Genomic DNA, 21,440 nt, shown 5'->3' on the forward strand with positions numbered 1-21,440 from the left:
GAGCGCACCGAGGGACGGCCGCGGGACCGGATCGTCAGGTCCGAGGCCTTCGGTGGTCGGTGAAGGAGGCCGGTCGTGGTCACATCCGGGGCGTCCCAGGTCGAGCCCGGTCCGGCGAGGGTGGCTCCCTCCGAGCCCGGTGGTCTGCTGGACGTGCTGAGCGTGGCCGCGGTGGTCCTGGACGCCAAGGGACGCATCACCCTGTGGAGCCCTCAGGCGCAGGACCTGTTCGGCTGGTCGGCCGAGGAGGCGCTGGGCAGCTACGCGGCCGAGTTGCTGGTCACGGACGAGTACGTCGACCTGGTCCTCGACCTGTTCGCCAAGGTGATGGCCGGTGGCGGCGCCTGGGCGGGCGTCTTCCCCGTGCGGCACAAGGACGGCTCCGCGCGATTGGCGGAGTTTCGCAACATGCGGCTGCAGGACGAACACGGCGGCGTGTACGCCCTGGGGATCGCCTGCGACGAGGCCGTCGTACGGGGTGTGGAGCGTGACCTGGCCCTGTCGGTGCCGCTGGTGGCCCAGTCCCCGCTCGGGCTGGCGGTGCTGGACACCGACCTGCGGTACGTGCTGGTCAACCCGATGCTGGAGCGGATCAACGGGATACCCGCCGAGGAGCATCTCGGCCGTACGCCCCGAGAGGCGCTGCCGTTCCTCGACACCGAGGTGATCGAGGCTTCCATGCGCCAGGTCCTGGAGACCGGCGCACCGCTGCTCGACCAGTACGGCATCGGGCGCACACCCTCCGATCCCGGCCGGGAGCGCGCCTGGTCGGGCTCCTACTACCGGCTGGAGGACCCCCGCGGGCGGGTGATCGGTGTCGCCCTGGTGGTGGTGGACGTCACCGACAGCTACCGGGCGGCCCGGGAGGCCGCCGAGGCACGGCGACGCCTGGACCTGATCGCCCGGGCGTCGGTGACCGTCGGGACCACCCTGGACCTGGAGCGCACGGCCCGAGAGCTCGCCGACCTCGTCGTGGCCGAGCGCGCGGGCCTGGCCGACCTCGCCTCGGTCGACGTCCTCGACTCGGTCCTGGAAGGCGGTGTGGCGACGACGCCCGGCCCCCGGACCGGGCGGGCGCTGTTCATGGCCCTGGCGGTGGCCGCGGCCTACGAGACGGCCTCCGTGCGCGCCGCCGACCCGGTGGGCGAGCGCACCACGTACGCCGCCGAGCGCCTGGTCACCCGCTGCGTGAGTACCGGGCGTCCTGTGCTGGTGTCGCACATCACCGGCACGGACCTGGCGCACATCGCGCGCGACGGAGCCGCCGCGAACCTCCTCGCCCGGGAGGGCGCCCACTCCTACCTGGCCGTACCGCTGATCGCACGCGGCCAGGTGCTCGGGGCGCTCGGCCTGCTCCGCACCCGTAATCCGCTCCCCTTCGACCACGACGACGTGACCCTGGCCGGCGAGCTGGCCACTCGCGCCGCCATCGCCATCGACAACGCCCGTTGGTACCAGCACGCCACCGACACCGCCCTGACCCTGCAGCGCCACCTGCTCCCCCAGCCCCCGCCCCGGTCCGCCGGCCTTCGGATCGCCTACCGCTACCAGCCCGCCGCGGCGGCCAGCGGGATCGGCGGCGACTGGTTCGACGCGATCCCGCAGCCGAAGGACAAGACGGCCCTCGTGGTCGGCGACGTCATGGGGCACGGCGTGCACGCCGCCGCCACCATGGGACAGCTGCGGACGGCCACCCGTACGCTGGCGGACCTCGGTCTCGACCCGGCCCGGGTGCTGCGCCACCTCGACCACATCACCGCCGAGTTGGACCAGACCATCGCGACCTGCGTCTATGCCACGTGGGACCCACACCGCTCCCGCTGCCGCGTCGCCCTCGCCGGCCACCCGCCCCCCGTCCTCGTCCGCGCCGGGCAGAGCCCCGAACTGCTGGCCCTTCCCGCCGGTGTGCCGCTCGGCACGGGCGGCCTGGGCGGCGCCGACTTCGAGACGACGGTCCTCGACCTGATCCCCGGCGACCGGCTGGTCCTGTACACCGACGGCCTCGTCGAGACCCGTGACGACGCCTTGGACGACCGTCTCGACCTGCTCCTCGGTCTCCTCACCTGCACCGGCCTCCCCCTGGAGGCGACCTGCGACCGGCTGCTGTCCGCGCTACGACACCCCGACGCGTCCGACGACGTCGCCCTCGTGATCGCCCACGTACGGCCCCACCCACCCCTCGACGCGCCGGGCGCACCGACCTGACCTGCTCCAGTGCCGTGACCGGGAAGGTTCACCGGGTAGCGACGCCCGGCACGGCACTAGCGAGCGCCGAGGACGTCGTCGAGATGAGGCAGGACGTGGTGGGCCCACGCGTCGTCGTGGCGCTCGGCTCCGACCTCGTCGTAGAAGCCGGTGTGCGTCAGCCGAAGTCGCGTCCCACCGTCCGGTGACGGCTCCAGTTCGACGGTGACGACCGTCTCGGCGCCGTCCGTGCCCATGGCTCCCGTGACCCAGGTCAGCCGCACCGACTTGTGCGGATCCAGGGCCAGGAACCTCCCGTAGTGCGGATGGAAACGGTCCTCGTGCCGGGTGACGAACACGAACGGCTCGTCCACCGCGGCCCGCATCCGCACCATGCCCGGCTCCGCGAACCAGGTGTCGAAGCCCTCGGTCCAGGCCTCGTACACCGCCTCGGGCGATGCCTTCATCACCCGCTCCACCACCAGGCCGTACGGGCGCGCCTCGACGCCGGGTTCGGGCAGGCGACCGGTCCCCATCATCATGTATCTCCTCGATCACGGTACGTTCCGCTATTTTCGGGCATATCGGATGATTCCCTTCGCGCAGACACGAGGACGGGGCACGGGGCGTGGGCCAGGCAGTGCCGTGCCACCGAGGGGCGCAGCGCGCGGAGGCGGGCGGGCCGTCGCCGAAGGCCGTGTCCAGGGTTTCCCGCAGCCGCTCGACGGCGGCGTCACGGCAGCCCGTGAGCGGGGGCGTACCACCGACGGAGCCCATGGAACCGGGCCCGCCGAAGGGCGGTTGCCAGGCCAGGACGACCCACAGTTCCGCGTCCCGCGCCGGCTTCCCAGGGATCCGCTCCTCGTCGGCTCTCGCCGCCCATGGAACGGCGGTGGCGGGCCTCCCGACCCCCTCGCTGATGCGTTTCTGACGCCGGGACGGGAAACCCGTACGGCTCCCTGACGGCCCGGTCCGGCCTCCGTCAGCGACGCGTATGGAGTGGGCCGCTGCCCGTCAAGGTGGCGTCAGGGAGCCACCCGGACGCCACGGAAGCGGGGATAGCTTCGAACGGACGCCGCCCGGGCCGCCTCCCCGCGACCGGGGCGTCGTCACCCATCGTTCGCGGTGTCCCCAGGGAGGGCCCCATGTGTCTGTTCCGGTACGAAGACGACCCCGAGCCCGAGGAACCCGTCCCGGCCGGGCTGCTGTACGTGCCCGTCCGGCCGGGAAACGGGATCGGGTCGGGGACGGTGATCCGGCTGTTCCGCACTCCGTTGGGCGCACGCACGGCCGTCGGTTTCACCTGCGCGGAGCGGCTGGCCGCGACCCTCGGCAAGGGCCAGAGCTACCTCCGTCTGTCCGAGTCCCTGCTGCGGGAACTGTGCGAACCGCTCGGCGCGGAGCTGATCACCGTCGATCCGACGCTGTCGGCTCCGGCCGCGACGCCGACGACCCACAGGCCGGACCGTTTCCCGGTCCGCGCCGCATGAGGGGGAACGCCATGACCACTGTCACGCTGCCGGAGGTCACCGCGGGCCCGGACGACCTGTCCGTCTGGCCGACCTCCGCGAACCGCCTTCCGCACGGTGGGCTCGCCGTCGGCGGGGTGTGCCTCGCCGAGATAGCCGAGCGCTTCGACACACCCGTGTACGTACTCGACGAGGGGGAGGTACGGGCCCGCTGCCGGACGTACCGCGACGCGTTCCCCGATGCCGAGGTGCTGTACGCCGCCAAGGCCTTCCTGTCCCGGGCCATGGTCCGCTGGATCGACGAGGAGGGCCTCGGGCTGGACGTCTGCTCGGCCGGCGAGCTCGAACTCGCCGTCACCGCAGGCTTCCCGGCGGACCGCATGGTCCTGCACGGCAACGCGAAGTCCCCGCACGACATCGAGGCGGCGTTGCGCCTCGGGGTGGGCCGGATCGTCATCGACAGCCCCTCCGAGATCGCCCGGCTGGCCGCCGCCGTGGGCACGGGCGGCTCGCAGAAGGTGATGGTCCGGGTGGTCCCGGGCATCATGGCCGGCGGCCACGAGAAGATCCGTACGGGAACCGACGAGCAGAAGTTCGGCCTGGCGCTGTCCGACGGCTCCGCCCAGCACGCCGTCGCCCGGATCCTGGGCCGACGACAGCTCGAACTCGTCGGCCTGCACTGCCACATCGGCTCCCAGATCACCGACGTCAAACCGTACGTCGCGGCCGTGCGCCGCATGGTGGGGCTGATGGCCCGCGTCCGCGACACGCACGGCATCGTGCTGCCCGAGCTGGACATGGGCGGCGGCCACGGCATCGGGTACCACCCCGGTGAACCCGTGCTCGACCTCACCGCACTGGCGCGACGGCTGCGGGCCGAACTCACCGTGAGCTGCGCGGCCGCGAAGCTCCCCGTCCCCCGACTCGCGATCGAGCCCGGCCGGGCCATCGCCGGCCCGGCGGGCGTGGCCCTGTACCGGGTGCTCGCCGTGAAGCGCACCGGCGAGCGCGTGTTCGTCGCCGTGGACGGGGGCATGAGCGACAACCCCCGACCGGCCCTGTACGGGGTCCGGTACGCGCCCCGCCTCGTCGGCCGCCCGAGCACCGCCGAGCCCCGTACGACCACGGTCGTCGGGCGGCACTGCGAGGCGGGCGACATCCTGGCCGCCGACGTGGCACTCCCCGAGGACATCCACCCCGGCGACCTGCTCGCCGTACCGGTCGCGGGCGCCTACCACCTCTCGATGGCCTCCGGCTACAACATGGTCGGCCGCCCGCCCGTCGTCGCCGTCCACGACGGCACGGCCCGTCTCCTCATCCGGCGCGAGACCCTGGCGGACTTCCGCAGCCGGGACATCGGGGATTAGGTCGTCCCTTTCGGATCTTGCCGGGACCGGCAAGATCCGAAAGAGACGGCGTCGGGGGTGTCTTGTCGGTCAGGTCGGATCAGGGGTGAGGGTGAAGGAGCCGAAGGTGCCCTTCGCCGCGAAGAACAACCCGCCGTCGTCGGCGGCCTCCAGCGCGTCCAGGCGCCGACCTGGCAGGGAACACCCCTCCACGATCCGGCCGTCGGGCCCCAGCCGTCGGATGCCGCCGTTGGCGTCTCCCACCAGGAGGCCGTCCGCGTAGGGCAGCGGGTCGGCCACCAGCCGTCGATCCGCCGCGACCGACCACCGCGTCGTCCCGTCGGCAGGATCCACGGCGAGGCACCCCCGGCCGGACCGCACCATCCACACCGAGTCGTGGACGTATCCGAACGCCCAGAACGGATCGTAGGATCCGAGTCGGGCGGGCGCGTCCGCGCCGATCCCGAAGGTCACCAGTGACGAGCTCGCGCAGACCGCCACCACTCGCTCCGCACCGGTCGGGACGAAGGCCGTCCCGTCGGATTCCCTGAGCGGCTCCGGCAGTCGCCACCGCGCCAGGTCGCTCCCGTCGGCCGGATCGAGCAGCACCGCCTCGTGCCCGCTGCCGGTCAGCACCCCGCCGGCCCATGCGAGGGTTCGTAGGGACCTCACCGGCGACGGTGTCGTCCAGCGGACGCCTCCGTCGGCGAGGTCCAGCCCACTCATCGGGGTGTAGCCGCGCCAACCGCCGATCACCACGGTGTCCGAGTGGACCGTGAGGTTCCCCGTCCATCTCGGTGTCGGGGTGTTCCACAGCGTTTCACCCGTCCGCAGATCGATGCAGGACAGCAGGAACGGTGTTTGCGGCAACACCAGCACGCGGTCCCCCGCGAGGACGATCCCGCGCGGCCAGGAACCGAGCGGGACGTCCCAGCGCACGGTGCCGTCGGCGCGCTCCAGGCAGACCAGCCGGGTACGCCGCTCGTGCAGGACGACGCAGTCCGGCCCCACGACGAAGGCGGAAGCGCCGCCCCGCTGGTGCAGTTCGCGCTCCCAGAGCACTGTGGCGATCATCGGGCCATCCCCTCACAAGCGCCGTTCACTACTGTCATGGATGTCACGGAGGAAGGATGTGGACATGGCACTGGTCCAAAAGGGATCGCGGCTCATCACCGTGGACGGCACCACCTACCGGTGGCGCCTGCGCGGACGGCCGACCTACGACCAGGGCCTGGTCCTGTCGCCCCTTACCTACGCGGTCGAGCACGCCCGGACTCCCGGCACCACACTGGTGGTCACCACGGACCGGCCGCACCCGAGCAACTGGATCGGAACAGCCGGCAGACCGGTGCTGCCCGCCCACGTGGCCGACAGCATCCGCACCGCTCTCACCGCAGGCTGGATCCCGGAGAACCCCGGCTCGCCCTTCCACCTCGACGGGTCAGCGGGATTCGTCCCGTTCCGCTGACCCGTCCGCACCTCAGTGCTCGCAGAGCGAGAATTCTCGTTCGTAGAGCTGCTCGTTGTGTTCGTCCACGAAGAACTTGCGTTCCCGCATGAGCTGTTCGCGGTAGTTCTTCGCCTGGTCGAGCGTCATGGTCGACGTGTCGGACCACGGTTGCTGCGGCGGCACATCGGACGTCGAGACGATCCTTTCCGACGGGTCGACCAGGAAGAACGCGAGGATCTTGCGATATCCCGGGCGGGTGGCGTCGGCGAGGCGGAACGAGCCGACACGGTGTTGCAGGACGTTCGGGAAGGCCAGGCAGCGGCCCGCCGGGGTCGAGGCCGATCCCAGTACCTGGTTCAGCGCGTCCTCGTCCTCCAGGCCGTAGACCTCACGCAGACCGTTGTCGTCGTTCTGTTCGTAGTTCGGGTCGTCGAGGGCCGCCCGGAAACTCAGCCGGCTTTCGGTGATGTTCTCGCTGTCCCAGTAGTAGATGCCGGTCGAGACGATGCGCTCGTTCAGCATCCCTTCGACGTGCCAGGATCCGCCGGCGTACTCGGGCTTGTCCGGGGTGAGCTGAATGGTGGCGAGCTTGACGATGACCTGGAGCCGGCGGCCGCGCAGGTCGACCCGGGCGGATGCGTCGGGCACCTCGGGGGCGGTGAATTCCGGGGCGTCCGGTACGACCGGCCGGCGGTTCTCCCACCAGTCGTCCTGTGCCGTCTCCCATGTACGCCGAGCCGCCGCGTAGGCCTCGGCGTCACTGTAGTCGGACTTGTTCGGGCACTCCGGTTCCGAGTCGTACCAGCCGTAGGGATCGGCCTCGATCCGCAGGGGCCTGGGGTGGCGCAGATCGGTGAGCACGTTCTCCAGCAGCGGGCGCATGCGCGCGAACAAGTCCGGCAGGACGTCCGCCAGTTCGCGGTGCTTTTCGGGGTGGATGTTGTTGACGTACGAACGGAAGGTGACAGCGCCGTCCTCGCTCACGTCCACGTCCGTGGGCAGCCACTGGAACTGCTCCGAGAACTCGTATTTCGAATAGCGGTCCGTCGGGTTCCGCCAGGCCTGCTCGGGCGCCCCGCTCGCCTCTCTCACCAGGCAGAACAGTGAGGGATGAACCAGATCCAGCACCTGGCCGTCGGAGCCCGGGTGCCAGTCCTGTTCCGCGTCGGGGACCTGCTCCAGGACCTGGACCGCCTCGCGCAGTCGGGTCCTGAGCTTGTCGTCGATCAGAGTGTCCGACTGCCACACCCCGTCGGCGGCGGACACCTCGATGCCGGTTCGTCCGTCCCGCAGCGCGGCGTAATGCACGAGTTCGTCGAGCACGTAACGCACCTGCGCCTCGGTGAGGCCCTGCGCGACCGCTTCCCGCGTCCACCGGGCGACGATGTCGGCATCGTTCATCTTGTCGAACCACCCCGGCTTCGCCCGAATGTGCGCGCTGCACTGCATCAGCTGAAGTTCCCGAAGCGTTCTGGGGGTCGCGAACGCTATGGAACGGGATGTTTGAAAGGGCAGCGGGAAGGCAGACAGGCCAGACAATTCTCTTGGTCCTCCGAGTCGGTGTGCGGTGGCGGGAAGAATACTTCAGCGGACTGACAAGGAGCCTTCCGACCATCGGCGCGCGGATTCCTGCCCGGTTGCCGTCTCACGGCGCCCGCCCGTGGCGGTCACGCCCGCGGTCTTCGCGGTGGCCGGTGCGCCCGGAGCAGGGTACGGGCCGAAAATGACATCCGGTTCTCCCGGCCACGACCTACTCTGATCATCACCTCGGACGCGGCCCCCACGCCGCGCCTCCGTCGTGAGCACCTCTTCCTCGTCTCCCCCTGCGCTCGGCCGCATCCGCTCCACGTGGCTCGGTCGGTCCCGTGCGTCGAACGTCGCCGGGCGGACGGGAGAGCCGCGAACGACCCCATCACACCTAAGGCACCCCATGGACAGCGAGCGCATTCAGGACTGCCTGGACCTGATCCACCAGGCACGGCAGCTACCCGTGGACGATGCTCGGCGCGGCCTGCTGGAACAGGCTGCCGGCGAACTCGTCCGCGACGGCCGGCTTCGACGCCGGGCCGAGGCACGCGCCGCACGGGCCGCGGCCGACGCCGAGTTGCTCGCCGCCACCGCGATGGGCGCGCCGGACCGTGTCATGGACGCCGCGTTGTCCGCCCGCACCGTGCACGAACGGGCCCTGACGGTCGGTGAATACGTGCGGCTTCGTCCCGGACCTTCCGCCGCGACGCGCCCGCTGCTGAACCGCCCCCAACGCTGCTACGTCTGCAAGAACCACTACCGGCAGGTCCACGCGTTCTACCACCTGCTGTGTCCCGAGTGCGCCGACGAGAATCTCGCCCACCGCACGAGCCGCACCGACCTCACCGGTCGTCGTGCGCTGCTGACCGGCGGGCGCGTCAAGATCGGCCACCAGGTCGCGCTGATGCTTCTTCGGGACGGTGCCGAACTCACCGTGACCAGCCGCTTCCCCCAGGACACGGTGCGTCGGTTCGCGGCGGCCCCCGACGCCGAGCGGTGGTGGCACCGGCTGCGGATCGCCGCCCTCGACCTGCGCGATCCCCGGCAGGTGCTCGCCTTCACGGACCACCTGCTCGCCCAGGGGCTGCCTCTGGACGTCCTGATCAACAACGCGGCGCAAACCCTACGCCGCTCCCCTCAGGCGTACTCCGCGCTGTCCGCCGCCGAGACCACGCCCCCGCCCGCCCCCACCCCACTCACCGCGCCGCGGATATGGACCGCTCCAGGATTCTCCGTACCCGGCCCGCGCACCGCGGTTCCGGCGTGGACGGCGGAACTGGCCCCGCACGTGCGGGTGCCCGAGGCCTTGCCCGGTACCGCGCACACGGCTGACACCGCGGTGGCCGTCACGCCGCCTCAGGCGGCCGTCGACGAGGCGGGGCTGCTGCCGGAGACCGCGGCGACCAACTCCTGGACGCTACGTCTGGGACAGATCGACCCGACCGAGCTGCTGGAGGTCCAGTTGGTCAATGCCGTCGCGCCGTTCCTGCTCGCCGACCGCCTGCTGCCGCTTCTCGACGCCTCCCCGCACCCCCACCGGTACCTCATCAACGTATCGGCGGTGGAAGGCCAGTTCACCGTGCGCAACAAGACCGGCGACCATCCGCACACCAACATGGCCAAGGCCGCCCTGAACATGCTCACCCGTACCAGCGCCGCCGAACTGGCCACCCGCGGCATCCACACCTGCAGCGTCGACACCGGCTGGGTCACCGACGAGAAGCCCCTCCCCGCCCGGGAACGGCACGCCGCCACCGGCTGGCGCCCGCCGCTGGACACCGTCGACGGCGCGGCCCGTGTCTACCACCCCATCGTGCAAGGACAGGCCGGCGCGCCCGTCCACGGCATCCTCCTCAAGGACTACCGGCAGGTCCCTTGGTGAACGCGATGTCCGCCGCCGCGCCGGAGTGCCCCTGCTCCGCCGTGGGCAGGGGGAACTCCGTCCAGACGGTCTTGCCGTCCCGGGTGTAGCGGGTGCCCCATCGCTCGGTGAGTTGGGCCACCAGGAAGAGACCTCGTCCACCCTCATCGGTGGTGCGCGCCCGCCGTAGGTGCGGAGCGGTGCTGCTGCTGTCGGAGACCTCGCAGATCAGACCGCGGTCGCGGATGATGCGCAGGGTGACCGGCGCGCCGCCGCCGTACCGGTAGGCGTTGGTGACCAGTTCGCTGACGACCAGTTCGGCGGTGAACGCCGCCTCCTCCAGGCCCCAACCGCTCAGCGTGGCCTGCGTCAGGTGCCGGGCCCGGGCGGCGGAGGTCGGCTCCGCGGGCAGTTCCCAGGAGGCGACCCGCTCCGGTGCCAACACCCGGGTGCGGGCGAGGAGGAGCGCGACGTCGTCCCGTGGGCGCTCCGGCAGCAGGGCGTTCTGCACGGCGGTGCAGGTCTCCTCCAGCGAGCGGCCGGGTCGGGACAGGGCTTCCCGTAGCCGTCCGAGTCCCTCGTCGAGGTCGTGGCCGCGGGACTCGACCAGGCCGTTCGTGTACAGCGCCAGCAGGCTCCCCTCGGCGAGCTCCATTTCGGCGGATTCGAACGGGAGTCCGCCGAGGCCCAGCGGTGGCCCCTGGGGCAGGTCGAGCAGGCTCACCGCGCCGTCGGAGGTCACCACGGCGGGGGGCAGGTGGCCCGCTCGGGCCAGGGTGCAGCGCCGGGAGGTGGGGTCGTAGACCGCGTAGAGGCAGGTCGCGCCGACGATCTGCCGGCCCTGCGCGTATCCGTCGGCGGGCTCCTGCTCGTCCGCCAGCCGGTCGACCAGGTCGTCCAGGTGGGAGAGGACCTCGTCCGGGGCGTAGTCGAGGCCGGCCAGCGTGTGCACGGCGGTGCGCAGGCGGCCCATGGTGGCGGCGGCGTGCAGACCGTGGCCGACGACATCGCCGACGACGAGGGCCACGCGGGCTCCGGACAGGGGGATGACATCGAACCAGTCGCCGCCGACGCCGGTGGCGGGATCGGCCGGCAGATAGCGGTGGGCGACCTCGACCGCGCTGTGTTCGGGCAACTCCCTTGGCAGCAGGCTGCGTTGCAAGGTCAGCGCGGCCTGATGCTGCTGGGTGTAGCGGCGGGCGTTGTCGATGCACAGCGCGGCGCGCGAGGCGAATTCCTCCGCGAGCGTGACGTCGTCCTCCTCGAACGGCTCGGGCCGCTCGGCCCGCCACAGGCTGAGGAGGCCGAGGAGCAGGCCGCGGGCCGTCAGCGGTACGACGATCAGCGAGTGGGCGCCCAGGCCGAAGGCGCGCCGGGTGCGTTCCGGATCCTGGAAGTACCAGCTGGGGCTGCTCCGGAGCACCGGTTCCAGGATGGGCTGCCGCTCGGCGAGGCACCTGGCCTGCGGGGTACGGGGGTCGAAGTGGAAGACCTCTCCGGCGGAGTACATCACCTGCAACGCCTCCGCCACGACCGAGTGGACGGCCATCCTGCGGACCGCTCCGCTCGTCCCCGCGGCGGTCTCCTCGCCGCGGGCCACCGGCTCCAGCAGATCCACCGAGACGGCGTCGGCGAGGTCGGGGACGGCGGCGTCGGCGAGCTCCCGGGCGGTCCGGTCGAGGTCCAGCGTGGTCCCGATGCGGGTGGTCGTCCGGTTGAGCAGGGCGAGCCGCCGCCGCGCCCGGTAGCGGTCGGTGACGTCCTCCACCAGTTGGGTGACGCCGAGGATCTCGCCGGAGGCGTCCTCGATCCGGAACGCCGACACCGACACCATCCGCTCGCGGCCGGGGTCGTTCCTCGTGCGGCAGGGCTGCTCGGTGAAGATCACCGGTTCGCCCGTCTCCAGCACCCTCCTGAGCCGGGTCTCGATGGGCTCCACGTCCGGACCGAAGACGAAGTCGCCGATGCGCCGGCCCCGCATCTGCGCCGTGGGCAGTTCCGCGAAGCGCGCCAGCGCCCGGTTGACCCGCAGGATGCCCAGGTCGGGGGCGTGAACGGCCAGTCCGATCGGGGAGCGCCGGAACAGCGCGTCCAGGACCGACCGGTCCGTCTCCCACCGGAGCACCTCCTCCGCCGGGGCTACGACGAGGAACCACTCCCGGGGCGAGTCGGCGCGGATGACCGCGCGGGCGCGGAAACCGAGTTCCACCCGCCGCCCACCGCGGTCCCGGACGGCCAGGACCCCGGACCAGCCCCGCTCGCGCTCGCACACGGCCGCCGCGTCCAGCACCGCCTCACGATCACGGAAATCGAACAACAGTCCGAGAGCGGCGCGGCCCAGCACCTCTTCGGGCGGGTAGCCGAGGAGCTCCTGCGCCCGCTCGCTCCAGCCGACGACCCTGCCGTGCTCGTCCACCACCGCCGAGGCTGAGTTGTGCAGCGTGAACGGGTCCTGCGGCACCTCGCCCGATCCCGGCGCTGGTGCGTCCATCGCTGCCACCCTTCGACCTGTCGAACGGACCGCACGGCGGACATTCCCGCAACGACTACCCAGAGTGAGGCGAGACCGGTGGTGAGCGGTCGGCCTCTCTTCAGTATCGCCGCGTCCGCCCACCTCGGCAGAGGGTCGTGCGGACGGGCGGGTGGGGGCGGAGCTACGTACGGGCGCTCGGGCGGTTCGAAGCGTGACCTCGGGGCATCCGTAACGAATCCCGGCCTTTACGGACCGACAGGAGGCAGCAGTGACCACCTACGTGATCACCGTGCCCGGCACGTTCCTGAGGAACGTCGACGACGCGGCACGCTCCGAGCTGGCGAGGAAGCTGATCCCGCACCACACCGACCTGAGCGAGACCCAGGACGTGGAGTTGCTGACGCTCCACGAGGGTGGGGCCTTCTCCGTGCGACTCGAGGTCGAGGCCCCGGACCGGGCCACGGCGGAGGACGACGCCGTCCGCCTGGTGGTCGGCGCCCTCGAGGAGCTGGGGGTCTCGGCGGACGACGTACCGCTGGGACCTCCGGCGGTCACGGGTCTCGAGCAGAGCTGATCGGACCCGGCACGCGGCCGGCCGGTCACCCCGTTCGGTGACCGGGCCGGCTGCCGTTCGATCCCGCGCATGCCCTACCCGTCCGGCTACTTGGGCATCAGGACGGTGTCGACGATGTAGACCGTGGCGTTGGCGGTGGGGACGTTGCCGCAGACCACGGTGGAGGTGCCGTCGACCTTGTAGGTCTCCCCCGAACCGGCCGTGGTGATCCTGCCCTTCTCCAGGGTCTCGAAGGAGCCGTTCTCCAGTTGCTTCGGGGTGAGCTTCTGGCCGACGACGTGGTACGTGAGGATCTTGGTGAGGGTGGCCTTGTCGGCGAGGACCTTGTCCAGGTCGGCCTTCGGGATCTTGGCGAAGGCGTCGTCGGTCGGGGCGAACACGGTGATGTTCGAGGCGTTGTTCAGGGTGTCGACCAGGCCGGCCCGCTCGACGGCCGCGACGAGGGTCGAGAGGGCGGGGTTGTTCGAAGCGGCCGTGGCCACGGGGTCCTTGGCCATACCGTCGAAGGAACCGGCCCCCTCCTTGGGCACGCCCGCGCAGCCGGTGCCGAACGGCTTGTCCATCGCCGTCGCGGGCTCGGACGAGGTGGTCGCCGGGTCGGACCCGCCCGCGCTCGCAGAGGCGGCGGGTGCGGCGTCCGAGGACGTGCCGTCCTCCGAGCAGGCGGTCAGCGCGAAGGGCAGAACGGCTGCGGTGGCGACGGCGAGGGCGATCCGGCGGATACGAAGGGAGTTCATGTTTTTCTCCATGGCGAATCGGGGTGGGGCGGGTATCGGGAATGGGCTGTGGGGGGCAGGGCCTTGGGGCCCTGCCCCTGGGTGGGCTCAGCCGACGGTGACGAAGACGCTGTGCCGGCCGCTCGCCCCGTCGGGAATGGTCCGGGCGCGCTGCTCGGTCTGCACCTGGCCGGTGCCGTCGGTCGCGCGCACGGTGAGGTTGTGGCCTCCGGGTGTCGTCTTCCAGGGGAAGGACCACTGGCGCCACGTGTCGGTGGTGGCCTGCTCGGCGAGCTCGGCCTCCTGCCAGGGGCCGTCGTCCACGCGGACCTCGACCCGCTGGATGCCGCGGTGTTGGGCCCATGCCACTCCGGCGACGGTGACCGTACCGGCGGCGGCCCGCGCGAACGGCTTGGGGGTGTCGATGCGGGCCTGGGTCTTGATGGGGGCCCTGCGGGCCCAGTCTCGTGCGACCCAGTACGGGTCGTAGGAGTCGAAGGTGGTCAGCTCGATGTCCTGGATCCACTTGCAGGCGGATACGTAGCCGTACAGTCCCGGCACGACCATCCGTACGGGGAACCCGTGGTCGAACGGCAGCGGTTCGCCGTTCATGCCGAGGGCGAGCAGCGCGTCACGGCCGTCCATGACGTCCTCGACGGGTGAGCCCAGGGTCATGCCGTCCACGGACCGGGCCACCAGTTGGTCCGCCCGGCCGCCCCGGGACGGGGGTTTGACGCCCACCTCTTCGAGCAGGTCCGCGAGGCGCACGCCCAGCCACCGGGCGCTGCCGACATAGGGGCCTCCCACCTCGTTGGACACGCAGGTCAGGGTGATGTCGCGTTCGATCAGCGGCCGTTCGAGCAACTCCTGGAAGGTGTAGGTGCGGGGGCGGGTGACCCCCGTGCCGTGGATCCGCAACCGCCAGGTGGCGGCGTCCACCGTGGGCACCACGAGCGCGGTGTCCACCCGGTAGAAGTCCTTGGCGGGGGTGGTGAAGGCGCTGATACCGGGGATACGGAGGACCGCGCGGGGCGGGATGTCGGCGGCCGGGGACGCGGGAGCGGGAAGCCTGACGGCCGCCCGGGAGGCGAGCGCCCCTCGGTCGGCACGACGGGTGCGAGTCCGGCCGAGCACCCCGGCGCCGGTGGCGGCGACCGCCGTGACACCGGCTCCGATGAGGAAGCCGCGCCGGTTCCGACCGCCCGGCGCCCCGATGGGTTCGCCCTCACCCTGCCCGGGCGCCGCGGAGGCGACGGTCAGGTGTCCGACGAGGACGTGGAGAACGATCGATCCCGCCACGGCTCCGATCGCCGAAGGCAGTACGTCGCCCACTCCGGCCGAGTCGGGCCTGGTGAGGGCAGCGACCGCGCCGACCGCGCCGAAGGCGAGGACGGCGGCCGCTCCCGTACGCCGGTACCGCAGGGCGAACAGGCCCGACAGCGCGGCCAGTACCCCGATGACGACCAGGATCCCCAGCTGGAGCACCCACTTGTCGCTCTCGCCGAAGGTCCGGATCGCGTAGTCCTTCAGCCAGGCGGGTGTCCGGTCGATGACGGCTCCGCCGACCACGGTGACCGGCCCGGTCTGAGGCCGCACGAGGGAGGCGACGAGCTCGCCCACGGCCAACGCCGCGCATCCGGCGAGCAGTCCGCTCGTGGCGGCGAGCGCTCCCCGTTCGACGGTGCTTCGGTTCATCCTCACGCAGGCCATTCGGCACGCTCGCCGAACCGGATGGGTCGCGCCGGGTGCCGCCATCCGATCAAGTGAAGATCGGCTCCCGGATTGACGCGGGGACCCCGTCCGAGCGGCCCGTAGGCCGGTCCTCGGCCGACCGCCCCGCCCGGTGGGCGAACACCGTCACTTCGTGGCGGCGCGAGCTCGCCGCCGCCGGCGTGCCGCTCGTCGTCGAGGCCCCGACGCCTGCCACCTGCGGACCAGGAGGATCACCGCCGAGGCGGCGAAGAGGGCTGCGGTGATCAGCAGCCAGCGCCCCAGGAAGACGTCCGCCGGAAGCGCGGTGGCCGCCGTGTAGTGGTCGACCCGACGCAGGACGAGCGGCCACCAGACCAGCAGCAGAAGGCCCGAGACGAAGGCCGGAACCCGCACGTGGTTGACGCTCGGCCGGGGCACCCCCTGGAGCGGGCCCGCCCTCCCCTCGAAGAGGAGCTGCACGGCCCGGTCGGTCAGCGAGTACAGGGGCAGCAGCACCAGGTCGTGGAGGAGCGCCGCCCCGACGAACCACAGGGCGACGCCCAGGGTGTCGCCCCTGAGCAGTCGCACACCGGCGTACGCGGCGAGGGCGAACGAAGCCAGTACCAGGAGCAGGTGGAGCGGCGAGGCCCCGTAGCGTCGTCGGAACGCCGTCGCGCCGCTCATGCCGGCTCTCCGAAGGTGACGCGGGTGACCCACTTGGTCTGGTGAACGCCGGGAGCGCCGGGGACGATCACGCGGGCCGGGTAGCCGTGGTCGGGCGAGAGGACGGCCCCGTTGACGCGGACGGCCAGCAGTGAGCGGTGGTCGCGCACCTGGTTGTCCCGCAGGACGACCGAGCTGAACGACCCGCCCCGCTGCACCGATTCCACCAGGGCCTGCGGAGTGTCCGTCCCCCGCCCGACGAGGGCGGCCAGGTCGGTGAGCCGGACGCCGCTCCACAGCTGGTCGGGGGTCGACCAGCCCTCCACGCACGCGATGGGCAGGGCCGCCTCGTGCTGCTCCATGGCCAGCAGCTCCTCGCGAGTGAGGACGACCTGGCGTCCGGACCCACGTACGGTCAGCCGCCAGGCGGGGCCGACATCGCTCGGCCGGATGCCGACGGACGCCGCGGTCTTGTTGATCTGGAAGCCGTTCGGCCCGGTGCCGGGGTCCTGGCCGTGCGGGGCGAGCAGTGCGGTCCGACGCCACCGGCCGCCCACGCTCTGCCCGGCCGTCACCAGGAGCAGCGCCAGGGAGCCGAGCCCGACCATGCCCAGGGCGCCCCGGCGGGAGATGGTCGGCGGCGCCGGGCGGGGCGATACCAGCCCGGCGGCCTCCTCCGTCCCGGCCTCCGGCCCCACCGGCCCGGCTCGCACGGCCCGCAGTGCGCGCGGCAGTCGGAAGGCCACGTGGACGACGAAGGCACCGATGAACACCCAGGCCCCGTAGAAGTGCAGGACGTAGAAGGAGCCCGGGAAGATGTAGTGCAGCTGCACGTTGAGGATGCCGGTGACGAACTCGAAGCCGGCCCCGCCCACCAGAAGGAGCAGGGACAACCGCTCGATGCCGTGGCTGACGGAGCGCACGGGCGGCCAGGCGAACAGCTTGGGAATGACCGACCACAACTTCGCCAGCAGCACCGGCACGAGCACGACGCCCAGGACCACGTGCACCCCCTGGGTGAGCCGGTAGAGCCAGTACGGCGAGGTCGGCCAGGAGAACAGGTAGAAGCCGAGCCACCCCTTGTCCGGCGTCTGGTCGTCGATCCGCGCCAGGTCCGGGTTGTACGCGGCGTACGACAGCAGGCCCGTGACGAACAGCAGCGTGATCCCGACCAGCAGGACGAGCCCGAAGACGGCGGTCAACCACGGCCCCCGCAGCGGACTGCGCCAGAACTCCGGCCGCGTCGGCCCCGTGGCGTCCCATCGCCCGGGATCCGACCCCGCCGGGTGTGGCGCGGCACAAGGCTCGTCCCGCTCACCATGAGTCGCGCCCATCGGGACACCTCCGCACGCACAGGGCTGATGCCGATTCGGAAACTCGACGACCTACCGGATACCAGCGCATACGCGCGGTCGGTCGACGACACGTGTCGGGATCACCCCGTTCTTGATCGATCAGGGCCGTTCGGCGGGGCGTGCCCCTCCGCTGCGACGACTGCCCGGAGCGCCGCCGATCCACGCGCCTTCGCGGGTGCACGAGGATAAAATGGGGCTGCTCCCGGGACCGGACGGAGCCCGGCCCCGATGTCCGCCCGCACGGGGCACCGGCGCCGCTGGAGAGGAGAGGGGCCTTGAACCGGTTCGCCCGGCTGGCCACGCGTCTGCTGGCCGCGCCCCAGGGGCTCGTCTGGCTGGTGCCGTCCGGGGAGTCCGCGGGCGCGGCTCCCGAATGCTGGCCGGCCGGGGCGCCCGTAGCGCCGGACGTCCTGGAGTGCTGTCGACGCGTGGCGGGACTCGGGCGGCCGCTGTTCCTCGAGTTCGTGGGGAGCGAGTCCGGCTTCGCCTTCGCCGGCGTACCTCTCGTGGGCAGTTCCGGAGAGCTGCTGGGCCTCCTGGCCGTGGTGGACCACGAGGCTCGCGCCTGGAGCGCGGACGAGGTTCGGGACCTGTCGGACCTCGCCGCCGCGTGCAGTGCCCAGATCCGCCTGCGCGAGCGTGCCGAAACCGGACGCCGGGCCCAGGAAGAGGCGCGGGAGGCGGCGGACGCGGCCGAGGGGGCGGCCGCCCGCATGCACACCCTGCTGGACCGTTCCCGGCTGCTGCTGCGGGCGGCGGAGGACCTGGCCGACACCCGCGGCCTCGACGACGTCCGCAGTCGGGTGTCCGACCTGGTCAGCGGCGACCTCAAGCCCTCCTACATCGGCCTGGTCCTGTTGAACCAGGGGTCGCTGCACCGCATCGCGGACCCGCTCGATGCCGACCAGCCCTTCGAGGAGGTCCCCGAGTCGTACGCCCTCGACTCCGACTGGCCGAGCGCCCGGGCCGTACGCGAGAACCGCATGATCGTGGTGGACGACCGGTCCGAGATCACCTCCTCCTACGGTCCGGAAGCCGTCGCGGGATTCGACGTCCTGGGCCTGCGCACCGCGGTCTGCCTACCCCTGCGCGGCACGCGCGGCGTCCTCGGGACGCTCGTCCTGGGATGGTCCGACCTGTACGCCATCACCATGGCCGAGCGGGCTGTGCTGACCACGCTCGCCGGTTACACCGCGCAGGCCGTCGAACGCGCCCTGCACCTCGACGAACGGGTCAGCGTCGCGCGCCAGCTGCAGGAGGCGATGCTCACCGAACTGCCCTCCGTGCCGGGCCTGGAACTGGCCGCCCTGTACCGGCCCGCCGCGCGGGACGACATGGTCGGGGGCGACTGGTACGACATCTACCCTCTGCCGGGCGCCGCCGAGCCGGGCTCCACGGGAGCGCTCGCCGTCACGGTGGGAGACATCACCGGTCACGACATGCGGGCGGCCACGTTGATGGGGCAGGTCCGCAGCATGTTGCGGCAGGCGGACCACGACCATCGCGGAGAGGGTCCGGAGGCGGCCCTCAGCGCCCTGGAGCTGGCCTGCCGGCGGCTGGACCTCCCGGCGAGCGGCACCATCCTCCATGTACATCTTCGGCCCGCGCCCGACGGTCGATGGCACATGAAGTGGAGCAACGCCGGCCATGTGCCTCCGCTCCTCGCCACTCCCGACGGCGCCGTCGACCGGCTGACAGGGCACGATCTGCTGCTGCACCCGGCACTGCCCTGCGGCCCTCGCACGTGTGACAGCCGTCTCCTGGTCCCGGGAAGCACGCTGTTGCTGTACACCGACGGCCTCGTCGAGGAGCGGAACCGTGACATCGAGGAGAGCATCGCCCTCCTCGTCAGGCGCCTGGCCGCTGCCGCTCCGCGGGACCTGCCGCTGGAAACGCTGCTGCGGTCCCTCCTGGACACGGTGGGGACGACCGCGCCCGATGACGACACGGTCCTGCTGGCCCTGCGCGTTCCGTACCGCTGAGGCGACGGGCGCGCGCCGGCCCTCGTACGGAACCCCGGCCGCATGATGGCGGGGGGATGCCACCACGCGGCTCGGGTCCGCGCGGGAGTCCGCGCCGCTCACCGTCGCGGACTCCCGTAACCGCGCTTATGGCCGGTCGCCGACGACGCAAACGGCCGGTTCGCGCTTTTTCTCGGCGCGCCGGTGCTCCCCGGGTGGGGAGTGAAGCCGCGGTCGCCGGGCAGGCGCGCCGTCGAAGGAGATTCCCGGGAGATTCCCGCGCCGATCGAAGGAGTTGTTCCGATGACGGAGAACATGTGGGCCTACCGCACCAACATCGACTACCTGGCGGCCGACATCACCGGCTACGGGGTCGAGGCCCTGGACGGCGCCATCGGCAAGGTCGACAAGCACTCCGACGAGGTCACCGACGCCTATCTGGTCGTCGACACCGGCGTGTGGATCCTCGGCAAGGAGGTCCTGCTGCCCGCCGGCCTGGTGACCCGTATCGACCATGCGGCGGCGGTGGTCTACGTGGACCGCTCCAAGGAGCAGATCAAGGCAGCGCCCGCATTCCATCGGGGCGAGCACCTGGGAAGCGGGGGCCATCGAGAGGCCTTGGTCGCGCACTACCTCCCCGGCATGCCGTTCGGCGTTCCGCCCGCCTGACCGGATGCCGGGACCTGACAGAGCCCGGCCGGGGTGACTACGGGCTCCGGCCGGGCTCTGCGTGCGTGGGGTGGTGCTCGGGTCGAATCGCGCGGGAATCAGACGCCGTCGTCGCGCAGACCCGCTTCGTGCGGGAGGCCGTCCTCGCGACGACGGGTCTTCTCCTCGCGGCCCGGCTGACGGGCGGGCCGGCCGGTCTCGGGGTGCGCCGGGTCCTGGCCGGGACGCTGCGGACGCTGCTGCTCCTCGCGACCCTTGCCCGGCTCCTGGCGCTTGTCCTGCATACCGCCCATGACGGCAACTCCTTAAGGATGGGGAGGAGGAATTCCTCCCTCACCACACTGACACACGCGGTCACACCTCGCACCATTTCGCTCACACAGAGTGACATCCTCCCGGTGTGGACACCTAGAGCCAGCCGTTGCGGCGGAAGGCGCGGTAGAGCAGGCCCGACGCCAGCGCCATGAGGCCGACGGCGAGTGGATAGCCGTAGTTCCAGCCGAGTTCCGGCATGTGCTCGAAGTTCATTCCGTAGACGCCGGCGACCATGGTGGGGACCGCGAAGATGGCGGCCCAGGCGGAGATGCGCCGCATGTCGTCGTTCTGCCAGGTGCCCACCCGGGCCTGCTGGGCATCGAGAACCGAGTTGAGCAGTTCGTCGAGGGTCCGCACCTCGGTGTCGGTGCGGTGCAGGTGATCGGCCACGTCGCGGAAGTAGGGCAGGACCTTCGCCTGACGCTCCTCCTCGGCCGGACCACTCAGCAGGCCGGGCAGCACGGGGACCAGCGGCTGTACGGCGTCACGGAACTCACGGACTTCTCGTTTCAGGGAGTAGATGTCCTCGGTGTGGTCGACGCGGGAGGGGGAGAAGACGCGGTCCTCCAGCCGGTTGAGCACGGCGCGCACCGTCTCGGCGGCCTCGCCGTAGGCGTCGACGACGACGTCCAGGACGGCGTGCAGCACGGCGAGGGGGCCGAAGCGCAGCATGGACGGGTCGGTCTCCAGGCGGCGGGCCGCCTCGGCCACCGGGTCCACCTCGCCATGACGGACGGTGAGTACGTAGCGCGGCCCGACGAAGAGCATCGACTCGCCGGTCTCCACCGCCGCTTCCTCCTCGACGTACCAGAGGGTCTTCAGCGCGACGGCCAGGACGTCGCCGAAGCGCTCGCGCTTCGGTCGCTGGCTCGCCTGGACGGCGTCCTCCACCGCCAGGGGGTGCAGTCCCAGCTCCGAGGCCAGTTGTACGAACTCCTCCTCGGCCGGGTCGACCAGGCGCACCCAACCGAACTCGCCGTCGCCGAGCCCGCGCAACCGCTTCAACACCAGCCGGCACGCCTCGTCGTCAAGGCCGCACTCCACCGTTTCCGACCGGCCCGACCGCTCCTCGTACACCACGCATTCCATACGCCGCGCCTGCGCGCAAACCCGGATTTCATGCGTCCCTCCGGGCCGGTCACGGCCGGCGGTCGCGGCCGGGGGCCGGTTCGGCTCACCCGCTCG

Annotated in this window: 18 protein-coding genes; 8 read left to right on the forward strand and 10 right to left on the reverse strand. The window is 71.7% G+C overall.

Annotated elements, in window-relative coordinates; all coding sequences use genetic code 11:
* Positions 1-75: 75 nt before the first annotated feature.
* Entirely contained in the window at positions 76-2,205 is a 2,130-nt protein-coding gene (locus ACGFYY_RS03735; protein ID WP_393706884.1) for a SpoIIE family protein phosphatase, read from the forward strand.
* A 56-nt stretch (positions 2,206-2,261) separates the two neighbouring features.
* Here ACGFYY_RS03735 and ACGFYY_RS03740 read toward each other — a convergent pair whose 3' ends face one another.
* On the reverse strand, positions 2,262-2,726 hold the full coding sequence (locus ACGFYY_RS03740) for an SRPBCC domain-containing protein (protein WP_393706885.1): 465 nt from the start codon (positions 2,724-2,726) through the stop codon (positions 2,262-2,264).
* A 603-nt stretch (positions 2,727-3,329) separates the two neighbouring features.
* Here ACGFYY_RS03740 and ACGFYY_RS03745 point away from each other — a divergent pair.
* Together ACGFYY_RS03745 and lysA are read left to right on the forward strand one after the other, a co-directional pair.
* Complete coding sequence (locus ACGFYY_RS03745) at positions 3,330-3,674, forward strand: SAV_915 family protein (protein ID WP_393706886.1); 345 nt, start codon at positions 3,330-3,332, stop codon at positions 3,672-3,674.
* Positions 3,675-3,685: 11 nt separating this feature from the next.
* Positions 3,686-5,020, forward strand: a complete 1,335-nt coding sequence (lysA, locus tag ACGFYY_RS03750; protein WP_393706887.1) for a diaminopimelate decarboxylase — start codon at positions 3,686-3,688, stop codon at positions 5,018-5,020.
* Positions 5,021-5,089: 69 nt separating this feature from the next.
* Here the strand turns inward: lysA and ACGFYY_RS03755 are convergent, their stop codons facing one another.
* The gene (locus tag ACGFYY_RS03755; protein ID WP_393706888.1) at positions 5,090-6,073 is read right to left on the reverse strand and encodes a PQQ-binding-like beta-propeller repeat protein; all 984 of its coding nucleotides are present in this window, start codon (positions 6,071-6,073) and stop codon (positions 5,090-5,092) included.
* A gap of 64 nt (positions 6,074-6,137) precedes the next feature.
* On the opposite strand from ACGFYY_RS03755, the gene ACGFYY_RS03760 reads away from it, so the two are divergent.
* On the forward strand, positions 6,138-6,467 hold the full coding sequence (locus ACGFYY_RS03760; protein WP_393706889.1) for a hypothetical protein: 330 nt from the start codon (positions 6,138-6,140) through the stop codon (positions 6,465-6,467).
* Between the two features lie 12 nt (positions 6,468-6,479).
* On the opposite strand, the gene ACGFYY_RS03765 is transcribed toward ACGFYY_RS03760, so the two are convergent.
* Positions 6,480-7,988, reverse strand: coding sequence for a DUF4246 domain-containing protein (locus ACGFYY_RS03765; protein ID WP_393706890.1), 1,509 nt, complete (start codon positions 7,986-7,988; stop codon positions 6,480-6,482).
* Positions 7,989-8,379: 391 nt separating this feature from the next.
* Here ACGFYY_RS03765 and ACGFYY_RS03770 point away from each other — a divergent pair, with 391 nt between their 5' ends.
* Entirely contained in the window at positions 8,380-9,858 is a 1,479-nt protein-coding gene (locus tag ACGFYY_RS03770) for an SDR family NAD(P)-dependent oxidoreductase (RefSeq protein WP_393706891.1), read from the forward strand.
* On the opposite strand, the gene ACGFYY_RS03775 is transcribed toward ACGFYY_RS03770, so the two are convergent.
* The gene (locus ACGFYY_RS03775; RefSeq protein ID WP_393706892.1) at positions 9,830-12,328 is read right to left on the reverse strand and encodes a SpoIIE family protein phosphatase; all 2,499 of its coding nucleotides are present in this window, start codon (positions 12,326-12,328) and stop codon (positions 9,830-9,832) included. The genes ACGFYY_RS03770 and ACGFYY_RS03775 overlap by 29 nt on opposite strands.
* A gap of 250 nt (positions 12,329-12,578) precedes the next feature.
* Between ACGFYY_RS03775 and ACGFYY_RS03780 the strand changes: the two genes are divergently transcribed.
* Entirely contained in the window at positions 12,579-12,884 is a 306-nt protein-coding gene (locus ACGFYY_RS03780) for a hypothetical protein (RefSeq protein WP_393706893.1), read from the forward strand.
* An 86-nt stretch (positions 12,885-12,970) separates the two neighbouring features.
* Here the strand turns inward: ACGFYY_RS03780 and ACGFYY_RS03785 are convergent, their stop codons facing one another.
* From ACGFYY_RS03785 to ACGFYY_RS03800, 4 genes are all read right to left on the reverse strand, one after another.
* Positions 12,971-13,621 (reverse strand): fasciclin domain-containing protein, encoded by a 651-nt coding sequence (locus ACGFYY_RS03785; protein WP_393706894.1) that lies wholly within the window; start codon positions 13,619-13,621, stop codon positions 12,971-12,973.
* A gap of 87 nt (positions 13,622-13,708) precedes the next feature.
* Complete coding sequence (locus ACGFYY_RS03790; RefSeq protein WP_393706895.1) at positions 13,709-15,295, reverse strand: molybdopterin-dependent oxidoreductase; 1,587 nt, start codon at positions 15,293-15,295, stop codon at positions 13,709-13,711.
* 162 nt (positions 15,296-15,457) lie between these two features.
* Complete coding sequence (locus tag ACGFYY_RS03795) at positions 15,458-15,976, reverse strand: hypothetical protein (protein ID WP_393706896.1); 519 nt, start codon at positions 15,974-15,976, stop codon at positions 15,458-15,460.
* A complete protein-coding gene (locus ACGFYY_RS03800; protein ID WP_393706897.1) occupies positions 15,973-17,289 on the reverse strand; it encodes a molybdopterin-dependent oxidoreductase in 1,317 nt (438 codons plus the stop codon). Before ACGFYY_RS03800 ends, ACGFYY_RS03795 begins: the two co-directional genes overlap by 4 nt.
* A gap of 296 nt (positions 17,290-17,585) precedes the next feature.
* On the opposite strand from ACGFYY_RS03800, the gene ACGFYY_RS03805 reads away from it, so the two are divergent.
* Both ACGFYY_RS03805 and ACGFYY_RS03810 read left to right on the forward strand, forming a co-directional pair.
* Positions 17,586-19,292, forward strand: coding sequence for a SpoIIE family protein phosphatase (locus ACGFYY_RS03805; RefSeq protein WP_393706898.1), 1,707 nt, complete (start codon positions 17,586-17,588; stop codon positions 19,290-19,292).
* Between the two features lie 282 nt (positions 19,293-19,574).
* The gene (locus tag ACGFYY_RS03810) at positions 19,575-19,940 is read left to right on the forward strand and encodes a PRC-barrel domain containing protein (protein WP_393706899.1); all 366 of its coding nucleotides are present in this window, start codon (positions 19,575-19,577) and stop codon (positions 19,938-19,940) included.
* Positions 19,941-20,038: 98 nt separating this feature from the next.
* On the opposite strand, the gene ACGFYY_RS03815 is transcribed toward ACGFYY_RS03810, so the two are convergent.
* Both ACGFYY_RS03815 and ACGFYY_RS03820 read right to left on the reverse strand, forming a co-directional pair.
* The gene (locus tag ACGFYY_RS03815) at positions 20,039-20,233 is read right to left on the reverse strand and encodes a hypothetical protein (RefSeq protein WP_365280771.1); all 195 of its coding nucleotides are present in this window, start codon (positions 20,231-20,233) and stop codon (positions 20,039-20,041) included.
* 115 nt (positions 20,234-20,348) lie between these two features.
* The gene (locus tag ACGFYY_RS03820) at positions 20,349-21,344 is read right to left on the reverse strand and encodes a magnesium and cobalt transport protein CorA (protein WP_393706900.1); all 996 of its coding nucleotides are present in this window, start codon (positions 21,342-21,344) and stop codon (positions 20,349-20,351) included.
* Positions 21,345-21,440 lie beyond the last annotated feature (96 nt).

The organism is Streptomyces sp. NPDC048331 (genome assembly GCF_043201215.1).
Lineage (GTDB): Bacteria > Actinomycetota > Actinomycetes > Streptomycetales > Streptomycetaceae > Streptomyces.

Coding starts and splice junctions, on each gene's coding strand:
- ACGFYY_RS03740 (WP_393706885.1), bottom strand. CDS start 2,726: ATGATGATGGGGACCGGTCGCCTGCCCGAACCCGGCGTCGAGGCGCGC.
- ACGFYY_RS03800 (WP_393706897.1), bottom strand. CDS start 17,289: ATGGGCGCGACTCATGGTGAGCGGGACGAGCCTTGTGCCGCGCCACAC.
- ACGFYY_RS03760 (WP_393706889.1), top strand. CDS start 6,138: ATGGCACTGGTCCAAAAGGGATCGCGGCTCATCACCGTGGACGGCACC.
- ACGFYY_RS03745 (WP_393706886.1), top strand. CDS start 3,330: ATGTGTCTGTTCCGGTACGAAGACGACCCCGAGCCCGAGGAACCCGTC.
- ACGFYY_RS03770 (WP_393706891.1), top strand. CDS start 8,380: ATGGACAGCGAGCGCATTCAGGACTGCCTGGACCTGATCCACCAGGCA.
- ACGFYY_RS03785 (WP_393706894.1), bottom strand. CDS start 13,621: ATGAACTCCCTTCGTATCCGCCGGATCGCCCTCGCCGTCGCCACCGCA.
- ACGFYY_RS03810 (WP_393706899.1), top strand. CDS start 19,575: ATGACGGAGAACATGTGGGCCTACCGCACCAACATCGACTACCTGGCG.
- ACGFYY_RS03755 (WP_393706888.1), bottom strand. CDS start 6,073: ATGATCGCCACAGTGCTCTGGGAGCGCGAACTGCACCAGCGGGGCGGC.
- ACGFYY_RS03775 (WP_393706892.1), bottom strand. CDS start 12,328: ATGGACGCACCAGCGCCGGGATCGGGCGAGGTGCCGCAGGACCCGTTC.
- ACGFYY_RS03795 (WP_393706896.1), bottom strand. CDS start 15,976: ATGAGCGGCGCGACGGCGTTCCGACGACGCTACGGGGCCTCGCCGCTC.
- ACGFYY_RS03815 (WP_365280771.1), bottom strand. CDS start 20,233: ATGGGCGGTATGCAGGACAAGCGCCAGGAGCCGGGCAAGGGTCGCGAG.
- lysA (WP_393706887.1), top strand. CDS start 3,686: ATGACCACTGTCACGCTGCCGGAGGTCACCGCGGGCCCGGACGACCTG.
- ACGFYY_RS03820 (WP_393706900.1), bottom strand. CDS start 21,344: ATGGAATGCGTGGTGTACGAGGAGCGGTCGGGCCGGTCGGAAACGGTG.
- ACGFYY_RS03790 (WP_393706895.1), bottom strand. CDS start 15,295: ATGAACCGAAGCACCGTCGAACGGGGAGCGCTCGCCGCCACGAGCGGA.